A 23371-nucleotide genomic window follows, 5' to 3' on the forward strand; every position below is an offset into this window, starting at 1 on the left:
ATCAGACTTCCGCGCGCTTGGGCAGCTTCCAGCCCGGGCGGGGGAAGTGGCAGGTGTATCCGGTCGGGTAGCGCACCAGATAGTCCTGATGCTCGGGCTCGGCCTCCCAGAAGGGAGCCTCCGGCACCACCTCGGTGACGACCTTTCCGGGCCACAGGCCGGAGGCGTCGACATCGGCGATGGTGTCCAGCGCGATCGACTTCTGCTCGTCGTCGACATAGAAGATCGCCGACCGGTAGCTGGTGCCGACATCGTTGCCCTGACGGTTCTTCGTCGAGGGGTCGTGGATCTGGAAGAAGAACTCCAGCAGTGCCCGGTAGTCGGTCTCGGCGGGGTCGTAGATGATCTCGATCGCCTCGGCATGGCCCGGGTGATTGCGGTAGGTGGCGTGCTCGTTCTCGCCGCCGGTGTAGCCCACCCGCGTCGACACGACCCCCGGCTGCTTACGAATCAGATCCTGCATGCCCCAGAAGCAGCCGCCGGCCAGAATGGCCTTCTGGAAGTCGCTCATGCGCTATCACTCCTTTGCTTCGGTTCACCCTCCATTGTGCTCCGCCGTTACGGTGGAACCCATGCGTAGAGCTGTAACAACAGCGCTCGTCGGTGTAATCCATGCGGGCTGCCTGCTCACGGCGGGTTTTCCGGTCGCCTCGGCCAGTCCTGCGGATGCTCCGCCGGAGGTTCCTGCCGACCCGCACCGAGTGGTGTTCGCCGACAATCCGCAGATTCTGAACCCGCATGCCGCGGTGGTGCAGTCGTGGAGCCGCAGCGATGACGGATTGCTTCTGAACTTCGTCTCCGGTGCCCAAGACTGCTTCGGCGTCCACGTCCTGGTCGACGAGACCCCGGAGACCGTCACCGTCGATCTCAACGGCGGTATGCCGCCCTCGTCGATCGGCCGGATGTGCATCGCGCAGGCCGTGCCCGGCAGTGTCGAGGTCCGCCTCGACGAACCGCTGGGTGACCGGGTGGTGTTGGCCGTTGCCAGAAATCTCGACAAACCCGGCTAGAACGTGTTCTAGTTTGTGGTGTGACGCCATTCACCCGTGACGAATTGGCCGAGGCTTACACCGCGTTTGAGAAAACCGTGGCTCGGGCTGCGACCACCAGGGACTGGGATCCGTGGGTGGACCAGTACACGCCCGATGTCGAGTATGTGGAGCATGCCGCAGGCACGATGCGTGGCCGGGAGCAGGTGCGGCCGTGGATCTGGAAGACGATGGAGACCTTCCCGGGTAACCACATGACCGCGTTCCCGTCGCTATGGTCGGTGATCGACGAGGCCACCGCGCGCGTCATCTGCGAACTCGACAACCCCATGCGCGATCCCGGGGACGGCACCATCATCAGCGCCACCAATATCTCGATCCTCACCTACGCCGGCGATGGTCAGTGGCGCAGGCAGGAGGACATCTACAACCCGCTCCGGTTCGTCTCCGCGGCCATGAAGTGGTGCAAGAAGGCGCAGGAACTCGGAACCCTCGACGACGAGGCCGCCGCATGGATGAAGGGTATGGCGCGATGACGGAGACGTCCCCGGTTCTGGTGATCGGTGCGAATGGATATCTCGGTTCGCATCTGACCCGCCAGCTGGTTGCCGACGGTCATGACGTGCGGGTGATGGTGCGCGAGGGCGCCAACACCATCGGTATCGACGACCTGGATGTGCAACGGTTCGTCGGGGACATCTGGGACAACGACGTGTTGCGAGCCGCGATGACCGGAGCGCAGACCGTGTACTACTGCGTGGTAGACACCCGGGGCTGGTTGCGCGACCCGTCGCCGCTGTTCCGCACCAACGTCGAGGGCACACGCAACGTGCTGAACATCGCTGTCGAGCCCGAGATTGCCTACGGTTTGCAGAAGTTCGTGTTCACCAGCAGCTATGCCACCGTCGGGCGGCGTCGCGGCCGGGTCGCGACCGAGAACGACGTCATCGGTCGTCGAGGGCTGACGCCGTATGTGCAGTCGCGGGTGCAGGCCGAGAATCTGGTGCTGTCGTATGCCCGCGACCGGGGGTTGCCCGCGGTGGCGATGTGCGTGTCGACTACCTACGGCGGCAAGGATTGGGGTCGCACCCCGCATGGTGCGATCATCGCGGGGGCGGCCTTCGGGAAGCTCCCTTTCGTGATGAGCGGTATCGAGTTGGAGGCCGTCGGCGTCAACGATGCTGCGCGGGCGTTGATCCTGGCCGCCGAGAAGGGGCGGGTGGGTGAGCGGTATCTGATCTCGGAGAAGATGATCAGTAATGCCGAGGTCGCCCGGATCGCGGCCACGGCGGCCGGAGTCGCACCGCCCGCGCGGTCGATCCCGTTGCCGTTGACCTACGTGCTGGCCGCGCTGGGCACCGTGAAGGGGCGGTTGCGTAAGTCCGATGAGAAGCTCTCACTGGCCTCGTTGCGGTTGATGCGTGCCGAGGCGCCGGTCGATTGCACCAAGGCCCGCAGCGAACTCGGTTGGGAGCCAACACCGGTGGAGGACTCCATTGCCGAGTCGGCACGGTTCTGGGTGGCGTTGCGCAATTCGCGCAAGCGAACCTAGCCGGCGCCCGCTGGCCCTTCAGAAGGGTGGTGGGTGGGTGTCGATGTGTGCGCGGTTGTGGGCGCGTTCGTGGGCTATTCGGTAGGCCCGGTTTTGGGTGCGGGTGCGGGATCGCTTGGGGGCGCTCGTTCTCGGTGTGGGTTCGGTGGTGGCATGTCGATGGTGCCGAGTTCGGCGGTGGCCACGGTGAACTGTGGAAAGAACAGCCCACCCTGGGGTTTGGTGGTGTACACCCGGCCGTTGGGGGCGGTGAGGGTCAGGGTGCCATCGGGGTGTTGGGTGTCGTTCCAGCCGCCGGGTCCGCAGGGGAATGTCTTGATCAGGTGGTGGATTCGGCAGTACAGCTTGGTGTTCGACGGGTGGGTGGGCCCGTAGGGCCAGGGTGTGGTGTGGTCGATATCGCAGCGTGCCACCGCCATGGTGCAGCCGGGCCAGCGGCAGGTCAGGTCGCGGCAGTCGACGAAATCGGCCAGCTTGTGCGACGGGTGATAGCCGGGTTCGGTACCCAGATCGGCGGCCTCGGGTACGGGTCGGATCTTGGCCGCGGGGAGCAGGTCGGCGAGCTGGTCGATGGTGATCGGCCCGTACCCGGGGATCAACGCTGGACGCGGCCTCTTTGGGCGTGAGGCGGGTTTGTCGGCCGGGCTGCGACGTTCGGTTGTCCTGCTATGCTCCTCGGGGGCCGTCGTGCGGGTTGGCCCCTGCGCGACGTTCATCCTGTGCGGCGGCCACTGTGTCGGTCTCCGCGAGCACGTGGATGACGAACTGACCGGTCGGGACCTCGTTACCGGCGGCCGGGCAGTCCTCCCGCCCGCACACACACGCGATGCTGGTCGCCCGTAACGCCAGCGCGTCGATGGCGTCGGCGCGGCGCTGGGCGTGGGTGCGCGGATCGTGCGGGCACACGGTGCGGGCCAGTGCGTCCACGCTCTGGTCGAAGACCGCGCCTTTGGCGGCGTCGATTACACCGTGGATTTCGACCATCCCGTCCCCGATCGGGGTGAGACTGAGGTGGCGGCGGCGCCGGGTTTCCCGGGCGCGGCGCACCGCGTCGGGGTCGATCTCGATGATCATCCAGTCGATCAGTTCGGCGACCCGTTCATCGGAGAGGGCGTTCCACGACGGTGCGGCCTCGGCGAGTTGGGTGTCGAGGACGGTGGTGATGTCGGGGTCGGTGAGCAGTGCGCACCGGTGCAGGATGACCCGCAGTATCCGCAGGTCCACCTCACCGCCGGCGAACACCTCGGCCAATGCCGGGAGCCGGGTGAGCAGGTCGCGGCCCTGGGTGATCAACGTGCAGGCCCGGCCGCGGCTGATCCCGAGTTCCGCGCCGAGTTCTGCGGCCACCAGATCCCAGTCATCGACGATCATGTCCTCGCACCGGTGGCCCAACTCGGCCATCCGCGCCAATGCGAACCGGCCGGCCGCCAAAATCTTGGCCACTGCCGCGGTGCGTTCGGCGTGCAGCTGATCGCGCGCGGCATCGAGGTGAACCCCCACGCCCGACCGTTCGCTCATACGTTCGATCATGCCACCGGGGTCCGACGGTTCGTGCGAGCGCTCGGGCGGTGCGGGGGTCACCGGCTTGCCGCGTCAGCCTTCGGTCGGTCCTCGGATGCCCAGGACGGGCTGACGCGGACCGCCGAGATTGAAATCGGGGCACCACGGTGAGTGACCGTCGTCGTCACGCCAGGCGACCTGCATGCCGCGAACGGGTCCGCCGTGGTAGGCCACCGCCCATCCCATGTGCACATCGGGTGCGCTGACTTCGACGAATTCGGCCACCGAACCGTCCCCGAAAGACATGGTGTCGCCGGGTACCGGCTCGACCTCGTGCACCATGTAATGCGCCGTCGCGTTCAACAGGCACATGGAACGTTCCGGCGGAAGGCCGGTGATGAGCAGTTCCGGCAGCCCCGCATCGGCCAAACCGATGGTGTACGCGAACGGCGGATCGGTTTCGACGTATTGCACGGCCCAGCCGTTCTTTCGCGCCAGGCGGCGCAGGACTTCCAGATAGTCGGCCCGGGTAGCTCCGGGATGATCGCATTGCCAGCACATGATGTGCCCCTTCCGTGAGTGCTTGGGCCTCACCATCCGCCGGACCACCGACAACGCGGCTGGCAGAATCGTCAGGTGCCCACGATCAACGGTCAGGTATCGCACTGGTTCGACACGCTTCCGACGCCACGGCCCGGGCTGCCGGGTGATCGCGATGCCGATGTCTGCATCGTCGGTGCCGGATACACCGGATTGTGGGCTGCCTACTACCTCAAAAAGGCGGACCCGTCCCTGCGGGTCACGGTGCTCGAGGCGAGATTCGCCGGCTACGGCGCGTCCGGGCGGAACGGCGGTTGGTTGTCCGGCCTGGTTCCGGGGGACCGGAACAGGATGGCGAAAAGCCATGGCCGAGAAAAGGTCCTGGCATGGCAACAGGCGCTGAACGATGCGGTCGACGAGGTGATCGCCGTCGCGGCCGCCGAGGGCATCGAGGCCGGTGCGATCAAGGGTGGGAATCTGGAAATCGCCCGCAACCCCGCTCAGGCCGCCCGGCTGTCCGCCGCGGCCGCCGAGGAGCGCAAGTGGCTCAACGACGTGACCGTGCTGACCAAAGCGGAAGCGGCGCAACGGATCGACTTCGACGGCATGCTGTCGGCCTATCACAGCCCGCACTGTGCGCGTATCCAACCTGCTGCGCTGGTGCGGGGTCTGGCGGACACCGTCGAACGCCTCGGTGTCGCACTCTACGAGCGGTCACCGGTCCACGAGATCGCCCAGGGTCGCGCCGTGACCGTGAGCGGAACCGTGCGGGCGCCCATCGTGCTGCGCGCCACCGAAGGATTCACCTCGGCGCTGCCGGGCCTGCACCGGCGCTGGCTACCCATGAACAGCTCGATGATTGCCACCGAGCCCATACCCGCCGAGCTGTGGGATGAGATCGGTTGGGAAGAAAGGGAACTCGTCGGCGATACCGCGCATGGCTTCTTCTACGCCCAGCGCACCGTCGACGACCGGATCGCCATCGGCGGCCGCAGTGTGCCCTACCGGTTCGGTTCGCGCACCGACAATGACGGCCGGGTGCCGGCGCGCACCATCCGATCGCTGACCGAGGTGCTGCACTCACTGCTGCCTCAGGTGCGGCAGGTTCCCATCGCGCATGGGTGGTGTGGGGTGCTGGCGGTACCGCGGGACTGGGAGGCCGGGGTGGCGCTGGATCGCGCGAGCGGTCTCGGCTGGGCGGGCGGATATGTCGGGCACGGGGTGACCGCCACCAACCTGGCCGGGCGAACGTTGGCCGACCTGGTCCTGGGACACCGCACCGATCGCACCCGGTTGCCGTGGGTCGGCCACCAATCTCGCAACTGGGAACCCGAACCACTGCGTTGGCTCGGGGTCCGGGGTCTCTATACCGCGTACAAGCTGGCCGACCGGCACGAAGCGCGCAGCGGATCGGCGGCAACGTCGCCGATCGCGCGGGTGGCCGATTTGATCACCCGCAAACCCTAGGCTTCCGCGCGCTCCTTGAGGCGCTGCAAGGTCAGCCGGATGTGTTCGGCGTTGGCGTTGTCGCGGTCACTCACGCCGGTTACCAGACCGGCGACCTTCTTGAACCACCCGGCGCGTCGATCCCACACCGATTCGGTGACCGTGCATCCGCCCTCGGCGGCGACGATGTCGTAGCGCCAGTGCGCGATCGGCAGCATCGCCGACTTCACGTCGAAGGCGAAGGCGCTACCGGGATCGGCCGCGGTGACGGTGCAGGTGGTGCTCCAGGATTTCGCACCGTTGCTGTTCTGCCCCTTGAACACCGCGCCGGGTGTGGCCGCGGTCCCCTTCGTCCACGACATGGTGTGCACTTCCTCGGCCAGCGACGCCATCGTCGGCAAGTCGGTGATCAGCGAGTAGACCGCGGCCGGCTCGGCGGCGATGGTGACGGACGCTTGAACCGGTGCACTCATGCAGCGATCGTAACGACCGACCGGTGACGGGAATCACGTGCGTGGTTGCGATGTTGAAGGTGCCATGACAGTGCGGCAACCGATGCAGCCGAGCTCCGAGCACCCGATCACCATCACGCCGACCGGACGGCGCGTCACCGTCAGCGTGGGCGATACCGTGGTCGCCCGGACCGAGGACGCGCTGACCCTGCAGGAGGCGAGCTATCCGCCGGTCCAATACATCCCCCTGGCCGACGTCGATCCCGCCGTGCTCTCCGCCAGCGAGACCACCACCTACTGCCCCTACAAGGGCGACGCGAACTACTACAACGTCGGCGAGGTGCCCGACGTCATCTGGACCTATCAGCAGCCTTACCCTGCGGTCGCCGACATCGCCGGCCGGGTCGCCTTCTACCCGGACAAGGCGCGGATAGAACTGGCCTAGATTAGGTGGCGTGCCGTCCGCCACGCTGAGGTTCGACGGGCCCGTCAGTCCCGGTCTGACGCTGGCCCCATTGCGGCGCGGCGGTTCAGACCCGTGCTTCCAGATCGTCGGCACCGACACCTGGCGGACGTCGCTGATGCGCACCGGGCCGGTCACCGCCCGCATCGCCAAGACCGCCGTCGACACCGTGGAATGCGAGGCGTGGGGAGACGGGGCGGCTGAGTTCATCGACGGTCTGCCCGCCTTGCTGGGCGTCGAGGACGACAATGCCGGGTTCTCACCTGCCGACCCCACGCTCGCCGCGGCGCATCGGCGGGTGCCACACCTGCGGCTGGGCCGCACCGGCCGCGTGCTGGAGGCCCTGATCCCGGCGATCATCGAACAGCGGGTGTACGGCAAGGACGCGTTCCGGGCGTGGCGCATCCTGACCACGAAGTTCGGCCAGCCCGCCCCGGGGCCCGCGCCGGCCGGTATGCGGGTCCCGCCGAGCGCGGAGGTGTGGCGGCGCATTCCGTCCTGGGAGTTCCATCTGGCCAACGTGGACCCAGGGCGAGCCAGGACCGTGGTCGGCTGTGCACAGCGTGGTGAGGCCTTGGAGCGATTGAGCGCCGCGCAGGCGGTGCGCGGGCTGAGATCGCTGCCAGGCGTGGGGATATGGACCGCGGCCGAAACCGTGCAGCGCGCATTCGGTGATGCGGACGAGATCTCGGTCGGCGATTATCACCTCGCGACGACGGTCGGAATGAGCCTGCTCGGGGTCCCGATCGACGATGCGGCGATGGTGGAGTTGCTGGAGCCTTTGCGGCCGCATCGTCAGCGCGCGGTGCGGCTGCTCTATGCCAGCGGGCTCGCCATCAATCCGCGCCGGGCACCGAGGCAAGCCATTCCTAACCTGCGCGCGCTCTGATCGAACGGTGATTACCGGGCGGCACGGTTGGGTAAACGACCGTCAGGCACGTCGATGCCGAAGACACCATGACGTCACGCGAAGGAGCGACCATGACCTCGTTCACCATCCCCGGGCTGTCCGACAAGCAGGGCAGCGAGGTGGCCGAACTGCTGCAGAAGCAACTCAGCCGCTACAACGACCTGCACCTGACCCTCAAGCATGTGCACTGGAATGTGGTCGGGCCGAACTTCATCGGTGTGCACGAGATGATCGACCCGCAGGTCGACCTCGTTCGCGGGTACGCCGATGAAGTGGCCGAACGTATTGCGGCACTGGGCGCGTCGCCGCTCGGAACGCCTGGTGCGATCATCAACGACCGCAGCTGGGACGACTATTCGGTGAACCGCGACAAGGTGCAGGCCCATCTGGCGGCCCTCGACCTGGTCTATACCGGGATCATCGAGGACACTCGCAAGAACATCGAACGCCTCGATGACATCGACCTCGTCTCCCAGGACATGCTCATCGGCCACGCCGGCGAGCTGGAGAAGTTCCAGTGGTTCGTCCGCGCGCACCTGGAGAGTGCCGGTGGCACTCTTGTGCACGAAGGGAAGTCGACCGAAAAGGGTGCGGCTGACCAAGCCCGCTGACCGCTTTCAGCGGGCGTCGAGCTGGTCGTCGCGCACCGGGCGATCGGCGAGTTCCTCTGCGACACCGAACAACAGCGGATAGGCGACCCCGGCTATTGCCGCTCCCAACAGCGGGGCAAGCCAGAACAACCAGAGTTGGCTCGGCGCTCCATCGGCGTTGAACAGCGCGACGCCGGTGGAGCGCGCAGGGTTCACCGAAGTGTTCGAGATCGGGATCGATATCAGGTGGATCAGGGTGAGCGTCAAACCGATTGCCAGCCCGGCAAATCCCTTCGGCGCGCGGTCATCGGTGGAGCCGAGGATGACTAACAGGAAGATGAAGGTCAGCACTACTTCGGCGATGAGCACGGACCACAGGGAGTATCCACCGGGTGAGTGCACACCGTAGCCGTTCGCGGCCATGTTGCCGGTGGCGCTCCATTCCGGTAGGCCGCTGGCGATCGCGTAGATGACTGCGCCGCCGGCGAATCCGCCGATCACTTGGACCACCCAGTAGGGTAACACTGCGGTCCACTCCACACGTTTGGCCAATGCCGCACCCAGCGTCACCGCGGGATTGAAATGCCCGCCGGAGATGGTGCCGAAGGCGTACACCCCGGTGAGCACCGTGAGCCCGAAGGCCAATGCGACGCCGAGGAAGCCGATTCCCAGTGACACGCCGTCGTCGGCGAGGAACTTGGCGGCGAATACGGCGCTGCCGCAGCCGCCGAGGACGAGCCAGAAGGTTCCGATGAACTCGGCTGCGAGTCGATGTGTCATCGTGGGTTTGGACATGGCGGTTGTGGACATGGTGCCGCTCCTAGGTCGGGCAACAGCTGATTCGCCGAGAGTCCCACCGCGGGCGCGCTGATCGGATCGGTTGAGATCCGATCGCTTCGCAATGGAGACGCGGCGCCGCCGAATCTCCACCGTCGCGTGATCTAGTCCCGGTAGGCCGTCAGGCGAGCGGTCAGCGCCAACCGGCCGTCGGCGTCGAAACCCTGGGCCTCGGCCACTCCACTGCTGCGCCCGGCGTGCAGCGCGGTCCCGCGGTAATGAGCCTGACCGCCGCCGATCAGGCGGCGCAGATAGTTGATCCGCAGCGACGCGGTGTGCAGTGGTCGCTGTGCAGGGTCGGTGTTCAGTGCAGCGGCGGACACCAATTCCAGGCCGGCGGCCACGATTCCGCCGTGCACGGCGCCGAGGTGATTGTTGATCGCCGGGTGCGCGTGCTGCCGAAGCACGCGTGCGCCGCCCGACTCAGCTCCGGCCTCGGCCACCTCGACGGCCAGCAGATCGCCGAGTTCGGTCGGCAGAATCGTGTCCGGTCCCGGCTCGGGAGCGGGCAGATCCGCATTGCCCGAAGCGGCTTCGATGTAGAAGGACCGTATCGTGGCGTGCCCGATCGGCCGGCCGTCGTGCGTGAGGTCGCATACCGACAGTGAGGTTCCGGCGGGGACGCCGAGCGTCCGACTGGTTGCCATGATCGGTGCGGCGTGATCGGCAGCCAGCGTGTGCTGTGCGCCCGGGCAGAACTCGATTGTCAGCTCGCTGGTTACCGTCCAATGGTCGTCAGGCCGGCGAGCATGGTTGGGGTAGCCGGCAATGTGATCGACCAGAACTCCCACGGCTGCCAGGCTCGGTGCCCCGGTGAACGGATTGCGCCAGGCCTCGACCGGCAGGGCGGCCGAATAGGTGGTCGGTCCCTGCTCGACATCGCATATGCCGAAGCGACCGACCGGAGTGTTCAGTGGGTATGACATCACCGATCAGCTTCACCCGGTCCGACGAGGGTCATACCACCTGGGGGTATGCGCGGCTCGGCCGTCGGGCATTTCTAAGAATCTGGCTAGTCTTTGAGCAAATTAATGCATCATCAAAACCACAGTTCAGGATAATATATGCCCACTGTAGCAAACATTTAAGCAGAGGGTGTATAGCAGGGCCGCGGGGGACGGTCCGTGCGCGGCAGCCCGTTGCATGACGAAAAGTGCTGGCGCACAGGATGATTGAGTGATCCGGAGGTTGGCTGCGCCGGTCCGAATGAAAAGGGGGCAAATAGTCTAGTTAGGTCTGGCTAAGTTGGCATGCCTTGCGGTCTTTGTCATATCGTTTTGGCAACTTGTGGCGAGTGGGTAAACGCCGTCGTTCAGTGCTGCACGAAGGCGCCGCGAACGCCAGGCCACTGGTAGCTGCCGACAGTGGACGCCGATTCACGCAGGCATGAGAGTAAGGGTCAGGTGGATTACCGATGGGAAATGTGCCCAGCGGCCTCTACAACCCCGCATACGAGCACGACTCATGCGGCGTGGCCATGGTGGCCGATATGCACGGTCGCCGCAGCCGCGACATCGTCGACAAGGCGATCACCGCGCTGCTGAACCTCGAGCACCGCGGTGCCGCCGGGGCCGAGCCCAACACCGGTGACGGTGCGGGCATCCTGATCCAGGTTCCCGACGAGTTCCTGCGCGCGGTGATCAAAGAGCAGGGCCTGGGCTTCGAGCTTCCCGCCGAGGGCAGCTACGCCACCGGTATCGCTTTCCTCCCACAGTCCGCCCGCGACGCCAACCTTGCCTGCGAGGCCGTGCAGAAGATCGTCGAGGCCGAGGGGCTGCAGCTGCTCGGCTGGCGCGACGTCCCGCACGACGATTCCTCCTTGGGTGCGCTCGCCCGCGACGCCATGCCGACGCTGCGACAGGTCTTCATCGCCGGTGCCTCCGGCATGGATCTGGAGCGTCGGGCCTACGTGATCCGCAAGCGCGCCGAGCACGAGCTGGGTACCAAGGGCCCCGGTCAGGACGGCCCCGGGCGCGAAACCGTCTACTTCCCAAGCCTTTCCGGACAGACATTCGTCTACAAGGGCATGCTGACCACTCCGCAGCTGCGGGCCTTCTACCTGGACCTGCAGGACGAGCGGTTGACCAGCGCGCTGGGCATCGTGCACTCACGGTTCTCCACCAACACGTTCCCGTCGTGGCCGCTGGCGCACCCGTTCCGCCGCGTCGCCCACAACGGTGAGATCAACACCGTCACCGGCAACGAGAACTGGATGAAGGCCCGTGAGGCGCTGATCCACACGGACGTCTTCGGGTACCACAACGACCTGAACAAGATCTTCCCGGTCTGCACCCCCGGCGCATCGGACACCGCTCGTTTCGACGAGGTGCTCGAGCTGCTGCACCTGGGCGGTCGCAGCATCGCGCACGCGGTGCTGATGATGATCCCGGAGGCCTGGGAGCGCAATACGGAGATGGACCCGGCGCTGCGGGCGTTCTACCAGTACCACGGGTCACTGATGGAGCCGTGGGATGGACCGGCGTCGGTGTGCTTCACCGATGGCACCGTCATCGGCGCCGTGCTCGACCGCAACGGCCTGCGCCCATCGCGCATCTGGGTGACCCAGGACGGTTTGGTCGTGATGGCCTCCGAGGCCGGTGTGCTGGACCTCGACCCGTCCACCGTCGTGCAGAAGATCCGGTTGCAGCCGGGCCGCATGTTCCTGGTCGACACGGCGCAGGGCCGCATCGTCTCCGACGAGGAGATCAAGTCGCAGCTTGCGGCCGAGCATCCCTATCAGGAATGGCTGGACGCCGGTCTCTTCCATGTCGACGATCTGCCCCCCGGCAAGTACGTCAAGATGCCGCACCACCGCGTCGTGCTGCGTCAGCAGGCCTTCGGTTACACCTACGAGGAGCTGAACTTGCTGGTCGCGCCGATGGCGCGCACCGGTGCCGAGGCGTTGGGCTCGATGGGCACCGACACCCCGATCGCCGTGTTGTCGCAGCGACCGAGGATGCTCTACGACTACTTCCAGCAGCTGTTCGCCCAGGTGACCAATCCGCCGCTGGACGCTATCCGTGAAGAGGTCGTCACCAGCCTGCAGGGCACCGTCGGCCCCGAGGGCGACCTTCTCAACCCGGACGAGAACTCCTGCCGCCAGATCGTGCTGCCTCAGCCGATCCTGCGTAACGCCGATCTGTCCAAGCTCGTCGATGTCGATCCCGACCACGAGATCAACGGCCACAAGCACGGCATGCGCGCCGCGGTGGTGAGCTGTCTGTACCCCGTCGCCGACGGCGGGGCCGGTCTGCGCCGCGCGTTGGAGGACGTCCGCACCAAGGTCAGCCAGGCCATCCGCAACGGCGCCCGCATCATCGTGCTGTCCGACCGCGAATCCACTGAGTGGCTGGCTCCGATCCCTTCATTGCTCTCGGTCGCCGCCGTGCACCACCATCTGGTCCGCGAGCGCACCCGCACCCAGGTCGGGCTGGTCGTCGAGTCCGGTGACGCCCGCGAGGTGCACCACATGGCGATGCTGTGTGGATTCGGCGCCGCCGCCATCAACCCCTACATGGCCTTCGAGTCGATCGACGACATGATCGACCGCGGTGTCATCACCGGTCTGTCCAGCGACGCAGCCAAGGCCAATTACGTCAAGGCCGCCGGCAAGGGCGTGCTGAAGGTGATGTCGAAGATGGGCATCTCCACACTGGCCTCCTACACCGGCGCCCAGCTGTTCCAGGCCATCGGCATCAACCAGCGGGTGCTCGACGAGTACTTCTCCGGGTTGCACTGTCCCACCGGCGGTATCGACCTCGACGATATCGCCGCCGATGTCGCAGCCCGCCACGAGCTGGCGTACCTGGATCGGCCCGACGAGTGGGCGCACCGCGAGCTCGAGGTCGGCGGTGAGTACCAGTGGCGTCGCGAGGGTGAATACCACCTGTTCAACCCCGACACCGTGTTCAAGCTGCAGCACTCGACCCGCACCGGGCAGTACGAGGTGTTCAAGGAGTACACCAAGCTGGTCGACGACCAGAGTGAGCGGATGGCCTCCTTGCGCGGCCTGCTGAAGTTCAAAGAAGGTGTGCGCGAACCAGTTCCGCTCGACGAGGTGGAGCCGGCCAGCGAAATCGTCAAGCGGTTCTCGACCGGTGCCATGAGCTACGGCTCGATCTCGGCCGAGGCGCACGAGACCTTGGCGATCGCCATGAACCGCCTCGGCGGGCGCTCGAACTCCGGTGAGGGCGGCGAGAGCGTCGACCGCTTCGAACCCGACGAGAACGGGGATTGGCGGCGTAGTGCCATCAAGCAGGTTGCCTCCGGCCGCTTCGGCGTGACGAGCCACTACCTGACCAATTGCACCGATATCCAGATCAAGATGGCCCAGGGCGCCAAGCCCGGTGAGGGCGGCCAACTTCCGGGCCACAAGGTGTACCCGTGGGTCGCGGAGGTGCGGCACTCCACGCCCGGTGTCGGTCTGATCTCCCCGCCGCCGCACCATGACATCTACTCGATCGAAGATCTGGCGCAGCTGATCCACGATCTGAAGAACGCCAATCCGTCGGCGCGTATCCACGTGAAGCTGGTCAGTGAGAACGGTGTCGGCACCGTCGCCGCGGGCGTCTCCAAGGCGCATGCCGACGTGGTGCTCATCTCCGGGCACGATGGCGGTACCGGTGCCACCCCGCTGACCTCGCAGAAGCATGCCGGCGCTCCCTGGGAGCTCGGGCTTGCCGAGACTCAGCAGACCCTGCTGCTCAACGGCCTTCGTGATCGCATCGTCGTCCAGGTCGACGGCCAGCTCAAGACCGGCCGCGATGTGGTGATCGCCGCGTTGCTCGGCGGCGAGGAGTTCGGCTTCGCCACCGCGCCGCTGGTGGTGTCGGGTTGCATCATGATGCGGGTGTGCCATCTGGACACCTGCCCGGTGGGCGTCGCGACCCAGAATCCGCTGCTGCGTCAGCGTTTCAACGGCAAGCCCGAGTTCGTGGAGAACTTTTTCATGTTCATCGCCGAAGAAGTTCGAGAGCTGATGGCGCAGTTGGGATTCCGCACGATCAACGAGATGGTCGGTCAGGTGGGTGCGCTGGACACCACACGGGCCGCCGCGCACTGGAAGGCGCACAAGCTGGATCTCGCGCCGGTGTTGCACGAGCCCGAGTCCGCGTTCATGAACCAGGACCTGTACTGCAGCTCGCGTCAGGATCATGGGCTGGACAAGGCCCTGGATCAGCAGCTGATCACCCAGTGCCGCGAGGCGCTGGATGACGGAACGCCGGTGCGTTTCACCACCAAGATCGCCAACGTCAACCGGACCGTTGGCACTATGCTGGGCCACGAAGTCACCAAAGCCTATGGCGGCGAAGGGCTTCCCGACGGCACCATCGACATCACCTTCGAAGGTTCGGCGGGTAACAGCTTCGGGGCGTTCGTGCCGCGCGGTATCACGCTGCGGGTGCACGGCGACGCCAACGACTATGTCGGCAAGGGACTTTCCGGTGGTCGGATCGTGGTGCGCCCGCCCGGCAACGCGCCTAGCGATTATGTGGCCGAAGACAACATCATCGCCGGCAACGTGATCCTGTTCGGTGCGACGACCGGGCAGGCGTATCTGCGCGGTCAGGTCGGTGAGCGGTTCGCGGTGCGCAACTCGGGTGCCCACGCCGTCGTCGAGGGCGTCGGCGATCACGGTTGCGAGTACATGACCGGTGGCAAGGTCGTCATCCTCGGCCGCACCGGTCGCAACTTCGCGGCGGGCATGTCCGGCGGCGTCGCATATGTCTACGACCCGGACGGGCGACTGCCCGGCAATGTGAACGGCGAGATGGTCGATCTGGACGACCTGAGCGCCGAGGACCTCGAGGTGTTGCAGGAGATGATCGTGGCGCATGTCGATACGACGGATTCGGCGGTGGGCCGCCGGATCCTGGCCGACTGGGATGGTGCGGCCAAGCAATTCGTCAAGGTGATGCCCCGTGATTACAAGCGGGTGCTGACAGCCATCGAGGAGGCCGAGAACTCCGGCCAGGACGTGGGCGAGGCGATCATGGCGGCGGCCCGTGGCTGATCCGAGCGGTTTCCTCAAGCACACCGTCCGTCAGACGCCGGCGCGGCGGCCGGTCGACCTGCGCCTGAAGGACTGGAAAGAGGTCTACGAGGAGTTCGACCACGAGACCCTGCAGGTGCAGGCGTCGCGGTGCATGGACTGCGGTATTCCGTTCTGTCACAACGGTTGTCCCCTGGGTAACTTGATTCCCGAGTGGAACGATCTGGTGTACCGGGACCGCTGGCGCGACGGTATCGAGCGGCTGCACGCCACCAACAACTTCCCGGAATTCACCGGCCGGCTGTGTCCCGCGCCGTGCGAGGCGTCCTGTGTGCTGGGAATCAACCAGGATCCGGTGACCATCAAGCAGGTCGAGGTCGAGCTGATCGACAACGCCTTCGACGAGGGTTGGGTCACTCCCATGGTCCCGACCGTCCGGACGATGAAGAAGGTCGCTGTCGTCGGCTCCGGCCCGGCCGGGCTGGCCGCCGCGCAGCAGTTGACCCGGGCCGGTCACAGCGTCACGGTGTTCGAACGTGCTGACCGGATCGGCGGGTTGCTGCGCTACGGGATTCCCGAGTTCAAGATGGAGAAGCGCCATATCGACCGCCGGCTGGAGCAGATGGCGGCCGAAGGGACGCAGTTCCGCACGGGCGTGAACGTCGGCGTGGACATCACCGTCGAGCAGTTGGACGAGGAGTACGACGCCGTCGTGCTCGCCGGCGGTGCCACCGCCTGGCGCGACCTGCCGATCCCCGGTCGCGAACTCGACGGCATCCACCAGGCGATGGAGTACCTGCCGTGGGCCAACCGCCTGCAGCAGGGTGATGACGTGGCCGGAGCGGACGGCGAACCGCCGATCACCGCCAAGGGCAAGAAGGTCGTCATCATCGGCGGCGGCGACACCGGTGCCGACTGCCTGGGCACCGCGCACCGCCAGGGTGCGGCGAGCGTCCACCAGTTCGAGATCATGCCGCGCCCGCCGGAGACGCGGGCCGAGTCGACCCCGTGGCCGACCTACCCGCTGATGTATCGGGTGGCTTCGGCGCACGAGGAGGGCGGCGAGCGCGTCTTCTCGGTCAATACCGAAGAGTTCGTCGGAACCGACGGCCGGGTGAACTCGCTGAAGGTGCACGAGGTGCAGATGAAGGCCGGGAAGTTCGAGAAGGTCGAGGGTTCGGACTTCGAACTCGAGGCCGATATCGTCTTCCTGGCGATGGGCTTCGTGGGCCCCGAGCGCGAGGGCCTGCTCACCGACCTCGGAGTCGAGCTGACCGATCGCGGCAACGTCGCCCGCGACAAGGACTTCCAGACCAATGTTCCCGGCGTCTTCGTGGCCGGTGACATGGGTCGTGGGCAGTCCCTCATCGTGTGGGCGATCGCCGAGGGCCGCGCCGCCGCGGCCGGTGTCGACCGTTACCTGATGGGTGAGTCGGCGCTGCCGCGACCGATTGCGCCGACGGCGGCGCCACAGCGATAAGAGTCGGTCTGGAGGCCATGCCGTCGGAGCGGTAGCTACTACCGTCAGATCACATCAGCAACATCAGTCACACAGGAAACATCCGATTTTTAATCGGCGTGCCGGTTGGTGTTAGCCGCGTCACAGGTGTCTAATGGCTGCACAGGGGTCGTCGGAGTAAAGTGACCCCACGGTGCAGCTATTCGCCGACCGTAGGAGTTCCTACCGTGTACATGACGCCCAATTCACGGTCACGGGTGAGTCGAATCGCCTGGTCATGGCTACGTCACCCACGCCGCAGCCGGGATTTCCCAGCTAAGCACGAGCGGCTCATCACGTCGGCTGAGTTACTTCGATACGGCTGCTGATCCGGCCCGCCGGCGAGCGGCGGACCGGATCGAGCAGGGTTTGCCGAATCGTAATAATTTCGTGACCGTCATATTTAGGAACGGGTCAGCAGTCCCGAATCCCTGATGGTCTCGGCGAGCGGTTCCAAGACCGCGGGGTCGTACGGCGGCGGCAAGTAGATGATCGCAAGGTCCAGGCCCTCGGCGCCCAACGCGATGGCGTCTTCGACGACTCTGCGATAGTTGCGATCCTCGCCGAGCCGGATATGGGCCGAGAGCGTGATCTCTTTGGGATCGCGACCGAGATCGGCGCAATGCGCAGCCAGCACGTCGCGCTTGCGGGCGAACTCCTCCGGGGTGCCGCCCACGAAGTTCCAGTGGTCGGCGTACTTCGCGGTGATCCTCAGCGTGCGCTTCTCACCGCTGCCGCCGATACAGAACGGGGGATGCGGCTGCTGCGGGCCCTTCGGCTCGTTTCGGGCGTCCTTCAGTTGGTAGAACTTGCCGTCGAACGTGGTGGATTCCTGGCTCAGCAGCCCCTTGAGGACCTCGCACGCCTCCTCGAAGCGGTCGAAACGCTCCTTGATGGTGCCGAGCTCGATGCCGTAGGCGCCGGACTCCTCCTCGTTCCAGCCGGCGCCGATCCCGAGTTCCAGGCGGCCACCGGAGATGATGTCCAGCGCCGAGGCCATATTGGCCAGCACGGCGGGGTGTCGGTAATGGATGCCGGTGACCAGCACCCCCACCCGCAGCCGCTCGGTGGCCTGGGCGAGCGCAGTCAGCGTCGTCCAGCCCTCCATGCACGGACCGCTCGAATCGGAGAAGATCGGGTAGAAGTGGTCGAAGGTCCACCCCGACTGTAAGACGTCGATGTCGTCGGCGGTCTTCCAGATGGCCAGCATGTCCGACCAGGTGGTGTTCTGCGGTGAGGTTTTGAAGGCAAAGTCCACACTTGGTGAACTCGTCACGTCGCCGAGAAATTCCGTCCTGCGTCACTGTCCTGGCGGGACGAGTGAGCTGAGTTCCGTCCCATCAGCGGAAAGCTGAATCAGGTTGGAGCCGACACGCCACACCCGCGGAACGAACCGAGGTGTGCGTGTTCCAGTCCTTGAGCAACAGGCTCGCGATCGTTTCTGCTTACTATCGATCTCGTGTACTGGGGGGTGATGTTAGACCGTGTTGCGGCCGTCCTCGGGCCGTTGGCAGGCTATCTGGCCGGACTGTCGATCGGTGCGTTCGTGGTCGGAGTGTGCATGGTTCCTGGCGCATTGGAGGACACCGGGCCGGTGCGCGACACCGGTAAGGGCATCAAATTGCTGGCAGCGGCTATCGGTATCGGTGATGCGCCCATGATTACTCATGTGCTGACGTGGATGGGCATTGTCGGCGTACCGCTGGCCATCTGGTCGAGGGTCCGTTTTGACAGAAGCAGCGGCGACTTCGCAGAGTAGTTCGGCGCCGACAAACAAATTAGCCGCGTCCGTCCAATGCGTAAAGCTCGGTACCGTCGGCTGATAAGGCAACCAGGACACCGTCGATCTGCCATAGGCGCGCAAGTGAGTCGACGGCTGAAGGAAGCGACCATACCGGCTCGCATGTGGTCAAGTTCCAGGCCTTGGCGAGGTAGCCGGCCTTTGGATTGGTGACTGCAAGAACGGCTATGTCTCCGTGTGTTCCCAACAAGCGGCGTCCCATATCGAAATCGCAAGTGGGACCTGGGCTTTCTCGGCCGGACTTCAGATCGAATCGTCGCCAGGACGGGAATTGCGACTGATCAGATTCGTTGACGAATAAGTTCGCACCGACTCTTCGGGATCCGTGCGGCGGAGGCTCGTTTATCTGTAGCAGTCGTTCACCCTGTTCGGTCAACACGGACCATTGATCGCCGTCGTTGCCAATAATCAGGAGGTCCCCAGCGATGGACAAGATCTTTCCCGATACCGGGTCGGCACTCGTCCGCCGACCCGTGCTGTCGAAGAGGTACGTCTCGGCCGCACTTTGGCCGGTGGCAATCTCGGCCGCGAGTCCGTCGCTCAACATCACAACGCTCTCGACCCGCGCGCCGTCGGGGATGTCGAGGTGCAGGGGGCTGCCGTCTGCGAGATTGAAGACAGTCATGGACTCAATGCTCGGGTTGGCGTTGGACTGCGCCGCGAGGTCGTAGTTCGTTGTCCCGGACAAGGACCCATTGCCAGGCACGAACCAAGTCGTTTGAGCTTGTGGTCCGACTCCGAAGACACCCTGATCTGGTGTGCTCGCAACGAGGTAACTTCCAGCCTGAGTTGCGGTCAGTTCCCCTGGGGCGAGCCGCACTTCGGACGGACCGTTGTAGGTCAGCTGACCGTTGCCAGCATCAATGATGTAAGCAGTGGCCTTGGTGTAGTCGTCGTACAGGCAGACGATCGCTTCGTGTCCATTGAGAAAGCACCGTGGGGGCCGAGCGCTGGAGCCGAGGTCGACCGGCGCGAAGAGTGGCGATCCGTTGCGAACCTCAATGCCGACGAACCACCATCGGAGGTCGGGTTCGCTGCCGCTGCGCGCCAGCAGATACATGTGACTGCCAGTCGATCCGATGACGCCGGCCGGATCGAACTCGCCGTTTCCGACTGCGACTCTGCTGGTCTCACCGGCAGAGGGTGCCGGTAGTCCGATTTGCATCATCGAGAGTGACCATCCTGGAACGGGAGGAGAGGTCATCGTGGCGACTAGTTCGGGTTGTGGTGACGGTTGCCAACTCGCGCGATTGTGGGAGAGTTGCCCTGACCTTTGCCACCATATGGTCGCAGCGATGCCTACGCCGATCAGAGCCACCGATAATGCAACTGCAACATAGAGTTTGGTCCGACGTGAGGATCGTTGACCGTTGCGTCCTGACGGTGGTTCTACCTCAGTCATCCTGATCCAGATACCTGTCGGCGAACACTCGTGCCTTCGTTGCGAGCACAGCCTCAGGAGTCGGGAGTCGCAAGCTGTGCTCGAGAAATGACTGTGTGGCTACACGATCAGAACCCATAGATGTCATGTGCGCACTGACCAAGAGGTGCTGGCCAGCCAGGGCTTGCTGACTTGCCAGCGACGCGATGAAGAGAATTTCGTCGCTCAACTCGGCCTCTGTCATTGACTCAACCTGTGGCGATAGATCGATGCGGTAGATCTGACCGCCGATGAGTGCGGTCGCGCTGACTGAGTCGGCTGGATTCGCGACCGTGAAGAGCAGTGCGTCAACTTGGGTGTCAGCTGGCTCGTCGGTGGCGTCGTCGGACCAGGATCTGACACCGGGAGAGTCTGGTTCGGCACAATGATCTGTGGCAAATACGTCGAGGTCGGCGAAGCTGAACTCATGAAGTGTTCCGCCGTCGTTTTCGTCAGGATCCTCGTCGTTCCATGGGTCGGTGTCCCTGGTATTCATCAGAATTGGCAGCTACCGAGGTCGCCAGCCTTGGCAGCGTCGGTTGAATCATAGTTGGAAGCTGCGTCTCGTAGTCTTGACGACAAGTCGTTCGAAACTTTCACCAGCTGCAACCCCGCGTCGTGGCGCGCAGTGTCGGCCAGGCCCATGACCATATTCATGGGTGCGCAGATTATTCCGTGCGTGGACCAAAGCCGGTCGGCCAGACCCAGGGCTGACCGGTTCGCGCCGGTGAACAGATCTACCGCGGCGTCTTGAGCTTTTGCGAGAGTCCGAACATGATCGGTGAGAACTGTGAGGTTCTTCTCGTGGTCTGTCGTCATTCGCTGATCCGATCCTGGTTGCCGGGGGAGTGACGGCTCACATCTGTGCCGTGGGCTACCGGTGCCCGCTGGGAAGCAATGGTGCCCTGAGCGGCCCCCTGCATCGCGGGAGCACCTGCCGGTGCTGCAGTGCTCGGGGTTGGAGCCGCCGGACGCGGCGGTGGGCCCGGCGAGGTGGTTGTAGACAGGGACGGCCCCGTGGCCATCGGCACGGCGGGGGGTCCGTACTGGGGTGGGATTATCGGTTGCGGAGGAGTGTATGGAGTGCCGGGATCCATTCTGGTCGGCGGTATTTCGGAGTTGCCGCCAGGTATCGGGGTCGACGGGCTGGGGGCAGGAAGCTCGTCCGGCACGGGAAACGGATCGTCGCAATGCGCGTTCGCTCCCGCGGTGTCGCCCTTTGCCGCGGAGTAGTGCTCAAGTTGGCCGCGTAGGCGCAGCGCATTCTCGAAGACGTTCTTGGTCAGAATCTCCATTGTGACGCCAGCTGTGGCCAATGCTGCAGTCGCCGTAGCGAGGTCACCGACAGCTTTTGCGGCCGCACCACCGGGTACGAAGTTCATCCATGCCGTCGCCAGCCCGTAGTCATAAAGGAACTGCGAGGTGTCCGAGAGCGTCTGGCGGGTGCGGGCGACCTGCCCGGCCTGTGTGTCGATTATCGCCGCAATGGCCGAATCGGCGACTTGAACGCCAGAGGTGAGCCGGCGATGCGATGCGTTTGTCGCCTTGTAGACGCCTGAAGCGGTGCCGTCCCAGCGATCCTCCTTCGGAGCCGCATCGATCAAGGTCTCCACCGCCTGCTCGAGACGCGTAGATGATTCCCTAAGCGGAGTGCCGTCCTGAGGAGTTCCCGAACCGGTCGTTGCCTGCATGGCCTCGATGCCGAGTTGGGCCGCCGCGAGGATCTTGGAATCGGACATTTTGCCGAGAACACTGTCCGCGTATCTGGCAGGTATCTGGCCGACACTGCCGCCCAAGCCCTCGAGTCCAGTGAGAACGTCGCCGATGTCTCCCATGACCTTGCGACCGTTAGTTGCAATCCCATGAGCATCAAAAGTGGCTATGTCACCGACGAGCCCTGTCACGTCTTGGACGCCGCTGCGGACGCCGTTCGCAATGGTGAACAGGTCTTCAAAGCCTTCCCACCGGCCCATGTGCCCCCCTTAAACGCCTCGATTGACATTACCGCCAGTCGTCAGTGGCGCAGTGCATCAAATTTGCGTCCGGGAGCACACTGGAGGCATGGATCCCGTTCAGGCTCTTCGCCGGATTGCCTACTACAAGGATCGCGCCCGCGAGGATTCTCGGCGTGTGATGGCCTACCGCAAGGCCGCCGACGTGGTGGAGGCCATGACGCCCGAGCAGCGCGAGAAGGCGGGCAAGACGAACAGCTGGCAGACGCTGCCGGGCATCGGACCCAAGACCGCGACGGTGATCGCGCAGGCGTGGGCCGGCCGCGAGCCCGAGACGCTGGTGGCGCTGCGCGAGTCGGCCGCCGACCTGGGCGGCGGCGAGATACGTGCAGCACTCAAAGGAGATCTGCACCTGCACTCGAACTGGTCGGACGGCTCAGCACCGATCCCCGAGATGATGGCCGCCGCCAAAGAGCTCGGCCACGAATACTGCGCGTTGACCGACCACTCCCCGCGGCTGACGGTCGCCAATGGACTGTCTGCAGACAGATTGCGCCGACAGCTCGATGTCATCGACGAACTCCGCGAACAATTTCGGCCGATGCGCATTCTCACCGGGATCGAGGTGGACATCCTGGATGACGGCAAGCTGGATCAGGAACCCGAGCTACTCGAGCGCCTGGACATCGTCGTCGCCAGCGTGCACTCCAAGCTCAAGATGGACGCACCCTCGATGACTCGCCGAATGGTGCGCGCGGTCAGCGGAGGGCAGGCAAACATCCTGGGCCATTGCACCGGTCGGCTGGTGGAGGGCGGCCGAGGCACGCGCCCCGAATCACAATTCGACGCCGAAGCAGTGTTCACCGCGTGCCGAGACAATGGTGTTGCGGTGGAGATCAATTCGCGACCCGAACGCCGCGATCCGCCCACTCGATTGCTTGATCTGGCACTGGAGATCGGGTGCGATTTCTCCATCGACACCGATGCCCACGCCCCAGGCCAGCTCGACTTCCTCGGCTACGGCGCGCAGCGGGCACTCGACGCCGCGGTCCCGCTGGACCGCATCGTCAACAGCTGGTCGGCCGAGCGGTTGCTGGAGTGGGCAGACCAGAAACGCTAGCTCGCGGACGTGAACGGATTGTGTTCGGCGATCAGCTTTTCCATCCGCGCCTCATCGATGCGGGCATGCACGCTGGCTGATTCCTGCTGATCGCGGATCACCTTGGCCAGCGTGAAGGCGCTGGTGACGAGAAACAGCACCGACATTCCCAGGAACATGCGCTGCCAGAAGTCCAGGGGCAGGAACGTGATACCGGCCAGCACGCCGAGGAAACTCACTCCGAAGGCGATGTGCGCCTGCAGGGCGAAAGCCGCGGTGACCTTTGCCGTGTCGCTGAATGCGTTCATGGCGCCACACTGCCGCAGAGTG

Annotated in this window: 24 protein-coding genes; 11 read left to right on the plus strand and 13 right to left on the minus strand. The window is 65.0% G+C overall.

Annotated elements, in window-relative coordinates; all coding sequences use genetic code 11:
• Nucleotide 1 precedes the first annotated feature (1 nt).
• Nucleotides 2-511, minus strand: coding sequence for a peptide-methionine (S)-S-oxide reductase MsrA (gene msrA / locus PGN27_RS15460; protein ID WP_019510611.1), 510 nt, complete (start codon nucleotides 509-511; stop codon nucleotides 2-4).
• Nucleotides 512-572: 61 nt separating this feature from the next.
• Here msrA and PGN27_RS15465 point away from each other — a divergent pair, with 61 nt between their 5' ends.
• Genes PGN27_RS15465 through PGN27_RS15475 form a run of 3 tightly spaced genes read left to right on the plus strand, consistent with a single transcriptional unit; the run spans nucleotide 573 to nucleotide 2541 of the window.
• Nucleotides 573-1010 carry a hypothetical protein gene (locus tag PGN27_RS15465; protein ID WP_335326908.1) on the plus strand — a complete coding sequence of 146 codons (438 nt, stop codon included), beginning with the start codon at nucleotides 573-575 and terminating at the stop codon, nucleotides 1008-1010.
• A gap of 20 nt (nucleotides 1011-1030) precedes the next feature.
• Nucleotides 1031-1525 (plus strand): nuclear transport factor 2 family protein, encoded by a 495-nt coding sequence (locus tag PGN27_RS15470; protein ID WP_335326909.1) that lies wholly within the window; start codon nucleotides 1031-1033, stop codon nucleotides 1523-1525.
• The gene (locus PGN27_RS15475) at nucleotides 1522-2541 is read left to right on the plus strand and encodes an NAD-dependent epimerase/dehydratase family protein (RefSeq protein WP_335326910.1); all 1020 of its coding nucleotides are present in this window, start codon (nucleotides 1522-1524) and stop codon (nucleotides 2539-2541) included. Before PGN27_RS15470 ends, PGN27_RS15475 begins: the two co-directional genes overlap by 4 nt.
• A 74-nt stretch (nucleotides 2542-2615) precedes the next feature.
• Here PGN27_RS15475 and PGN27_RS15480 read toward each other — a convergent pair whose 3' ends face one another.
• From PGN27_RS15480 to PGN27_RS15490, 3 genes are all read right to left on the minus strand, one after another.
• Entirely contained in the window at nucleotides 2616-3140 is a 525-nt protein-coding gene (locus PGN27_RS15480; RefSeq protein ID WP_335326911.1) for an HNH endonuclease signature motif containing protein, read from the minus strand.
• Nucleotides 3141-3207: 67 nt separating this feature from the next.
• A complete protein-coding gene (locus PGN27_RS15485; protein WP_335326912.1) occupies nucleotides 3208-4059 on the minus strand; it encodes a DUF222 domain-containing protein in 852 nt (283 codons plus the stop codon).
• 75 nt (nucleotides 4060-4134) lie between these two features.
• On the minus strand, nucleotides 4135-4602 hold the full coding sequence (locus PGN27_RS15490; protein WP_335326913.1) for a DUF4262 domain-containing protein: 468 nt from the start codon (nucleotides 4600-4602) through the stop codon (nucleotides 4135-4137).
• Between the two features lie 75 nt (nucleotides 4603-4677).
• Here PGN27_RS15490 and PGN27_RS15495 point away from each other — a divergent pair, with 75 nt between their 5' ends.
• Nucleotides 4678-6048: an NAD(P)/FAD-dependent oxidoreductase gene (locus tag PGN27_RS15495; protein ID WP_335326914.1), complete on the plus strand. Its 1371-nt coding sequence runs from the start codon at nucleotides 4678-4680 to the stop codon at nucleotides 6046-6048.
• Here the strand turns inward: PGN27_RS15495 and PGN27_RS15500 are convergent.
• A complete protein-coding gene (locus tag PGN27_RS15500; RefSeq protein WP_335326915.1) occupies nucleotides 6045-6500 on the minus strand; it encodes an SRPBCC family protein in 456 nt (151 codons plus the stop codon). The genes PGN27_RS15495 and PGN27_RS15500 overlap by 4 nt on opposite strands.
• A gap of 64 nt (nucleotides 6501-6564) precedes the next feature.
• Between PGN27_RS15500 and PGN27_RS15505 the strand changes: the two genes are divergently transcribed.
• From PGN27_RS15505 to PGN27_RS15515, 3 genes are all read left to right on the plus strand, one after another.
• Complete coding sequence (locus PGN27_RS15505) at nucleotides 6565-6924, plus strand: DUF427 domain-containing protein (protein ID WP_335326916.1); 360 nt, start codon at nucleotides 6565-6567, stop codon at nucleotides 6922-6924.
• 10 nt (nucleotides 6925-6934) lie between these two features.
• Nucleotides 6935-7831: a DNA-3-methyladenine glycosylase family protein gene (locus PGN27_RS15510; protein WP_335326917.1), complete on the plus strand. Its 897-nt coding sequence runs from the start codon at nucleotides 6935-6937 to the stop codon at nucleotides 7829-7831.
• A gap of 92 nt (nucleotides 7832-7923) precedes the next feature.
• Nucleotides 7924-8463, plus strand: coding sequence for a Dps family protein (locus PGN27_RS15515; protein WP_030137625.1), 540 nt, complete (start codon nucleotides 7924-7926; stop codon nucleotides 8461-8463).
• A 6-nt stretch (nucleotides 8464-8469) separates the two neighbouring features.
• Here the strand turns inward: PGN27_RS15515 and aqpZ are convergent, their stop codons facing one another.
• On the minus strand, nucleotides 8470-9237 hold the full coding sequence (gene aqpZ, locus PGN27_RS15520; RefSeq protein ID WP_335328740.1) for an aquaporin Z: 768 nt from the start codon (nucleotides 9235-9237) through the stop codon (nucleotides 8470-8472).
• A 146-nt stretch (nucleotides 9238-9383) separates the two neighbouring features.
• Complete coding sequence (locus PGN27_RS15525; RefSeq protein WP_335326918.1) at nucleotides 9384-10205, minus strand: PaaI family thioesterase; 822 nt, start codon at nucleotides 10203-10205, stop codon at nucleotides 9384-9386.
• 488 nt (nucleotides 10206-10693) lie between these two features.
• Between PGN27_RS15525 and gltB the strand changes: the two genes are divergently transcribed.
• Nucleotides 10694-15292: a glutamate synthase large subunit gene (gene gltB, locus PGN27_RS15530; protein WP_335326919.1), complete on the plus strand. Its 4599-nt coding sequence runs from the start codon at nucleotides 10694-10696 to the stop codon at nucleotides 15290-15292.
• Entirely contained in the window at nucleotides 15285-16751 is a 1467-nt protein-coding gene (locus PGN27_RS15535; protein ID WP_335326920.1) for a glutamate synthase subunit beta, read from the plus strand. The genes gltB and PGN27_RS15535 overlap by 8 nt, the downstream gene beginning before the upstream one ends.
• 421 nt (nucleotides 16752-17172) lie before the next feature.
• Here PGN27_RS15535 and PGN27_RS15540 read toward each other — a convergent pair whose 3' ends face one another.
• Complete coding sequence (locus tag PGN27_RS15540; protein WP_335326921.1) at nucleotides 17173-18027, minus strand: LLM class F420-dependent oxidoreductase; 855 nt, start codon at nucleotides 18025-18027, stop codon at nucleotides 17173-17175.
• 216 nt (nucleotides 18028-18243) lie between these two features.
• On the opposite strand from PGN27_RS15540, the gene PGN27_RS15545 reads away from it, so the two are divergent.
• Nucleotides 18244-18528, plus strand: a complete 285-nt coding sequence (locus tag PGN27_RS15545; RefSeq protein WP_335326922.1) for a hypothetical protein — start codon at nucleotides 18244-18246, stop codon at nucleotides 18526-18528.
• 19 nt (nucleotides 18529-18547) lie between these two features.
• On the opposite strand, the gene PGN27_RS15550 is transcribed toward PGN27_RS15545, so the two are convergent.
• The 4 genes from PGN27_RS15550 to PGN27_RS15560 form a co-directional block, all read right to left on the minus strand.
• Nucleotides 18548-19738, minus strand: a complete 1191-nt coding sequence (locus PGN27_RS15550; protein WP_335326923.1) for a 9-bladed beta-propeller domain-containing protein — start codon at nucleotides 19736-19738, stop codon at nucleotides 18548-18550.
• A 226-nt stretch (nucleotides 19739-19964) separates the two neighbouring features.
• Nucleotides 19965-20486 (minus strand): YbaB/EbfC family DNA-binding protein, encoded by a 522-nt coding sequence (locus PGN27_RS15555; RefSeq protein ID WP_335326924.1) that lies wholly within the window; start codon nucleotides 20484-20486, stop codon nucleotides 19965-19967.
• The gene (locus tag PGN27_RS25740; RefSeq protein ID WP_418888603.1) at nucleotides 20486-20809 is read right to left on the minus strand and encodes an ESX-1 secretion-associated protein; all 324 of its coding nucleotides are present in this window, start codon (nucleotides 20807-20809) and stop codon (nucleotides 20486-20488) included. The genes PGN27_RS15555 and PGN27_RS25740 overlap by 1 nt, the downstream gene beginning before the upstream one ends.
• Nucleotides 20806-21963, minus strand: a complete 1158-nt coding sequence (locus PGN27_RS15560; RefSeq protein WP_335326925.1) for an EspA/EspE family type VII secretion system effector — start codon at nucleotides 21961-21963, stop codon at nucleotides 20806-20808. The genes PGN27_RS25740 and PGN27_RS15560 overlap by 4 nt, the downstream gene beginning before the upstream one ends.
• 88 nt (nucleotides 21964-22051) lie before the next feature.
• Here PGN27_RS15560 and PGN27_RS15565 point away from each other — a divergent pair, with 88 nt between their 5' ends.
• Nucleotides 22052-23062 carry a PHP domain-containing protein gene (locus PGN27_RS15565; RefSeq protein ID WP_335326926.1) on the plus strand — a complete coding sequence of 337 codons (1011 nt, stop codon included), beginning with the start codon at nucleotides 22052-22054 and terminating at the stop codon, nucleotides 23060-23062.
• On the opposite strand, the gene PGN27_RS15570 is transcribed toward PGN27_RS15565, so the two are convergent.
• The gene (locus PGN27_RS15570) at nucleotides 23059-23349 is read right to left on the minus strand and encodes a YiaA/YiaB family inner membrane protein (protein WP_335326927.1); all 291 of its coding nucleotides are present in this window, start codon (nucleotides 23347-23349) and stop codon (nucleotides 23059-23061) included. The genes PGN27_RS15565 and PGN27_RS15570 overlap by 4 nt on opposite strands.
• Nucleotides 23350-23371: the final 22 nt, after the last annotated feature.

Source organism: Mycolicibacterium neoaurum, from assembly GCF_036946495.1.
In the GTDB taxonomy this organism is placed as follows: Bacteria; Actinomycetota; Actinomycetes; order Mycobacteriales; family Mycobacteriaceae; genus Mycobacterium; species Mycobacterium neoaurum_B.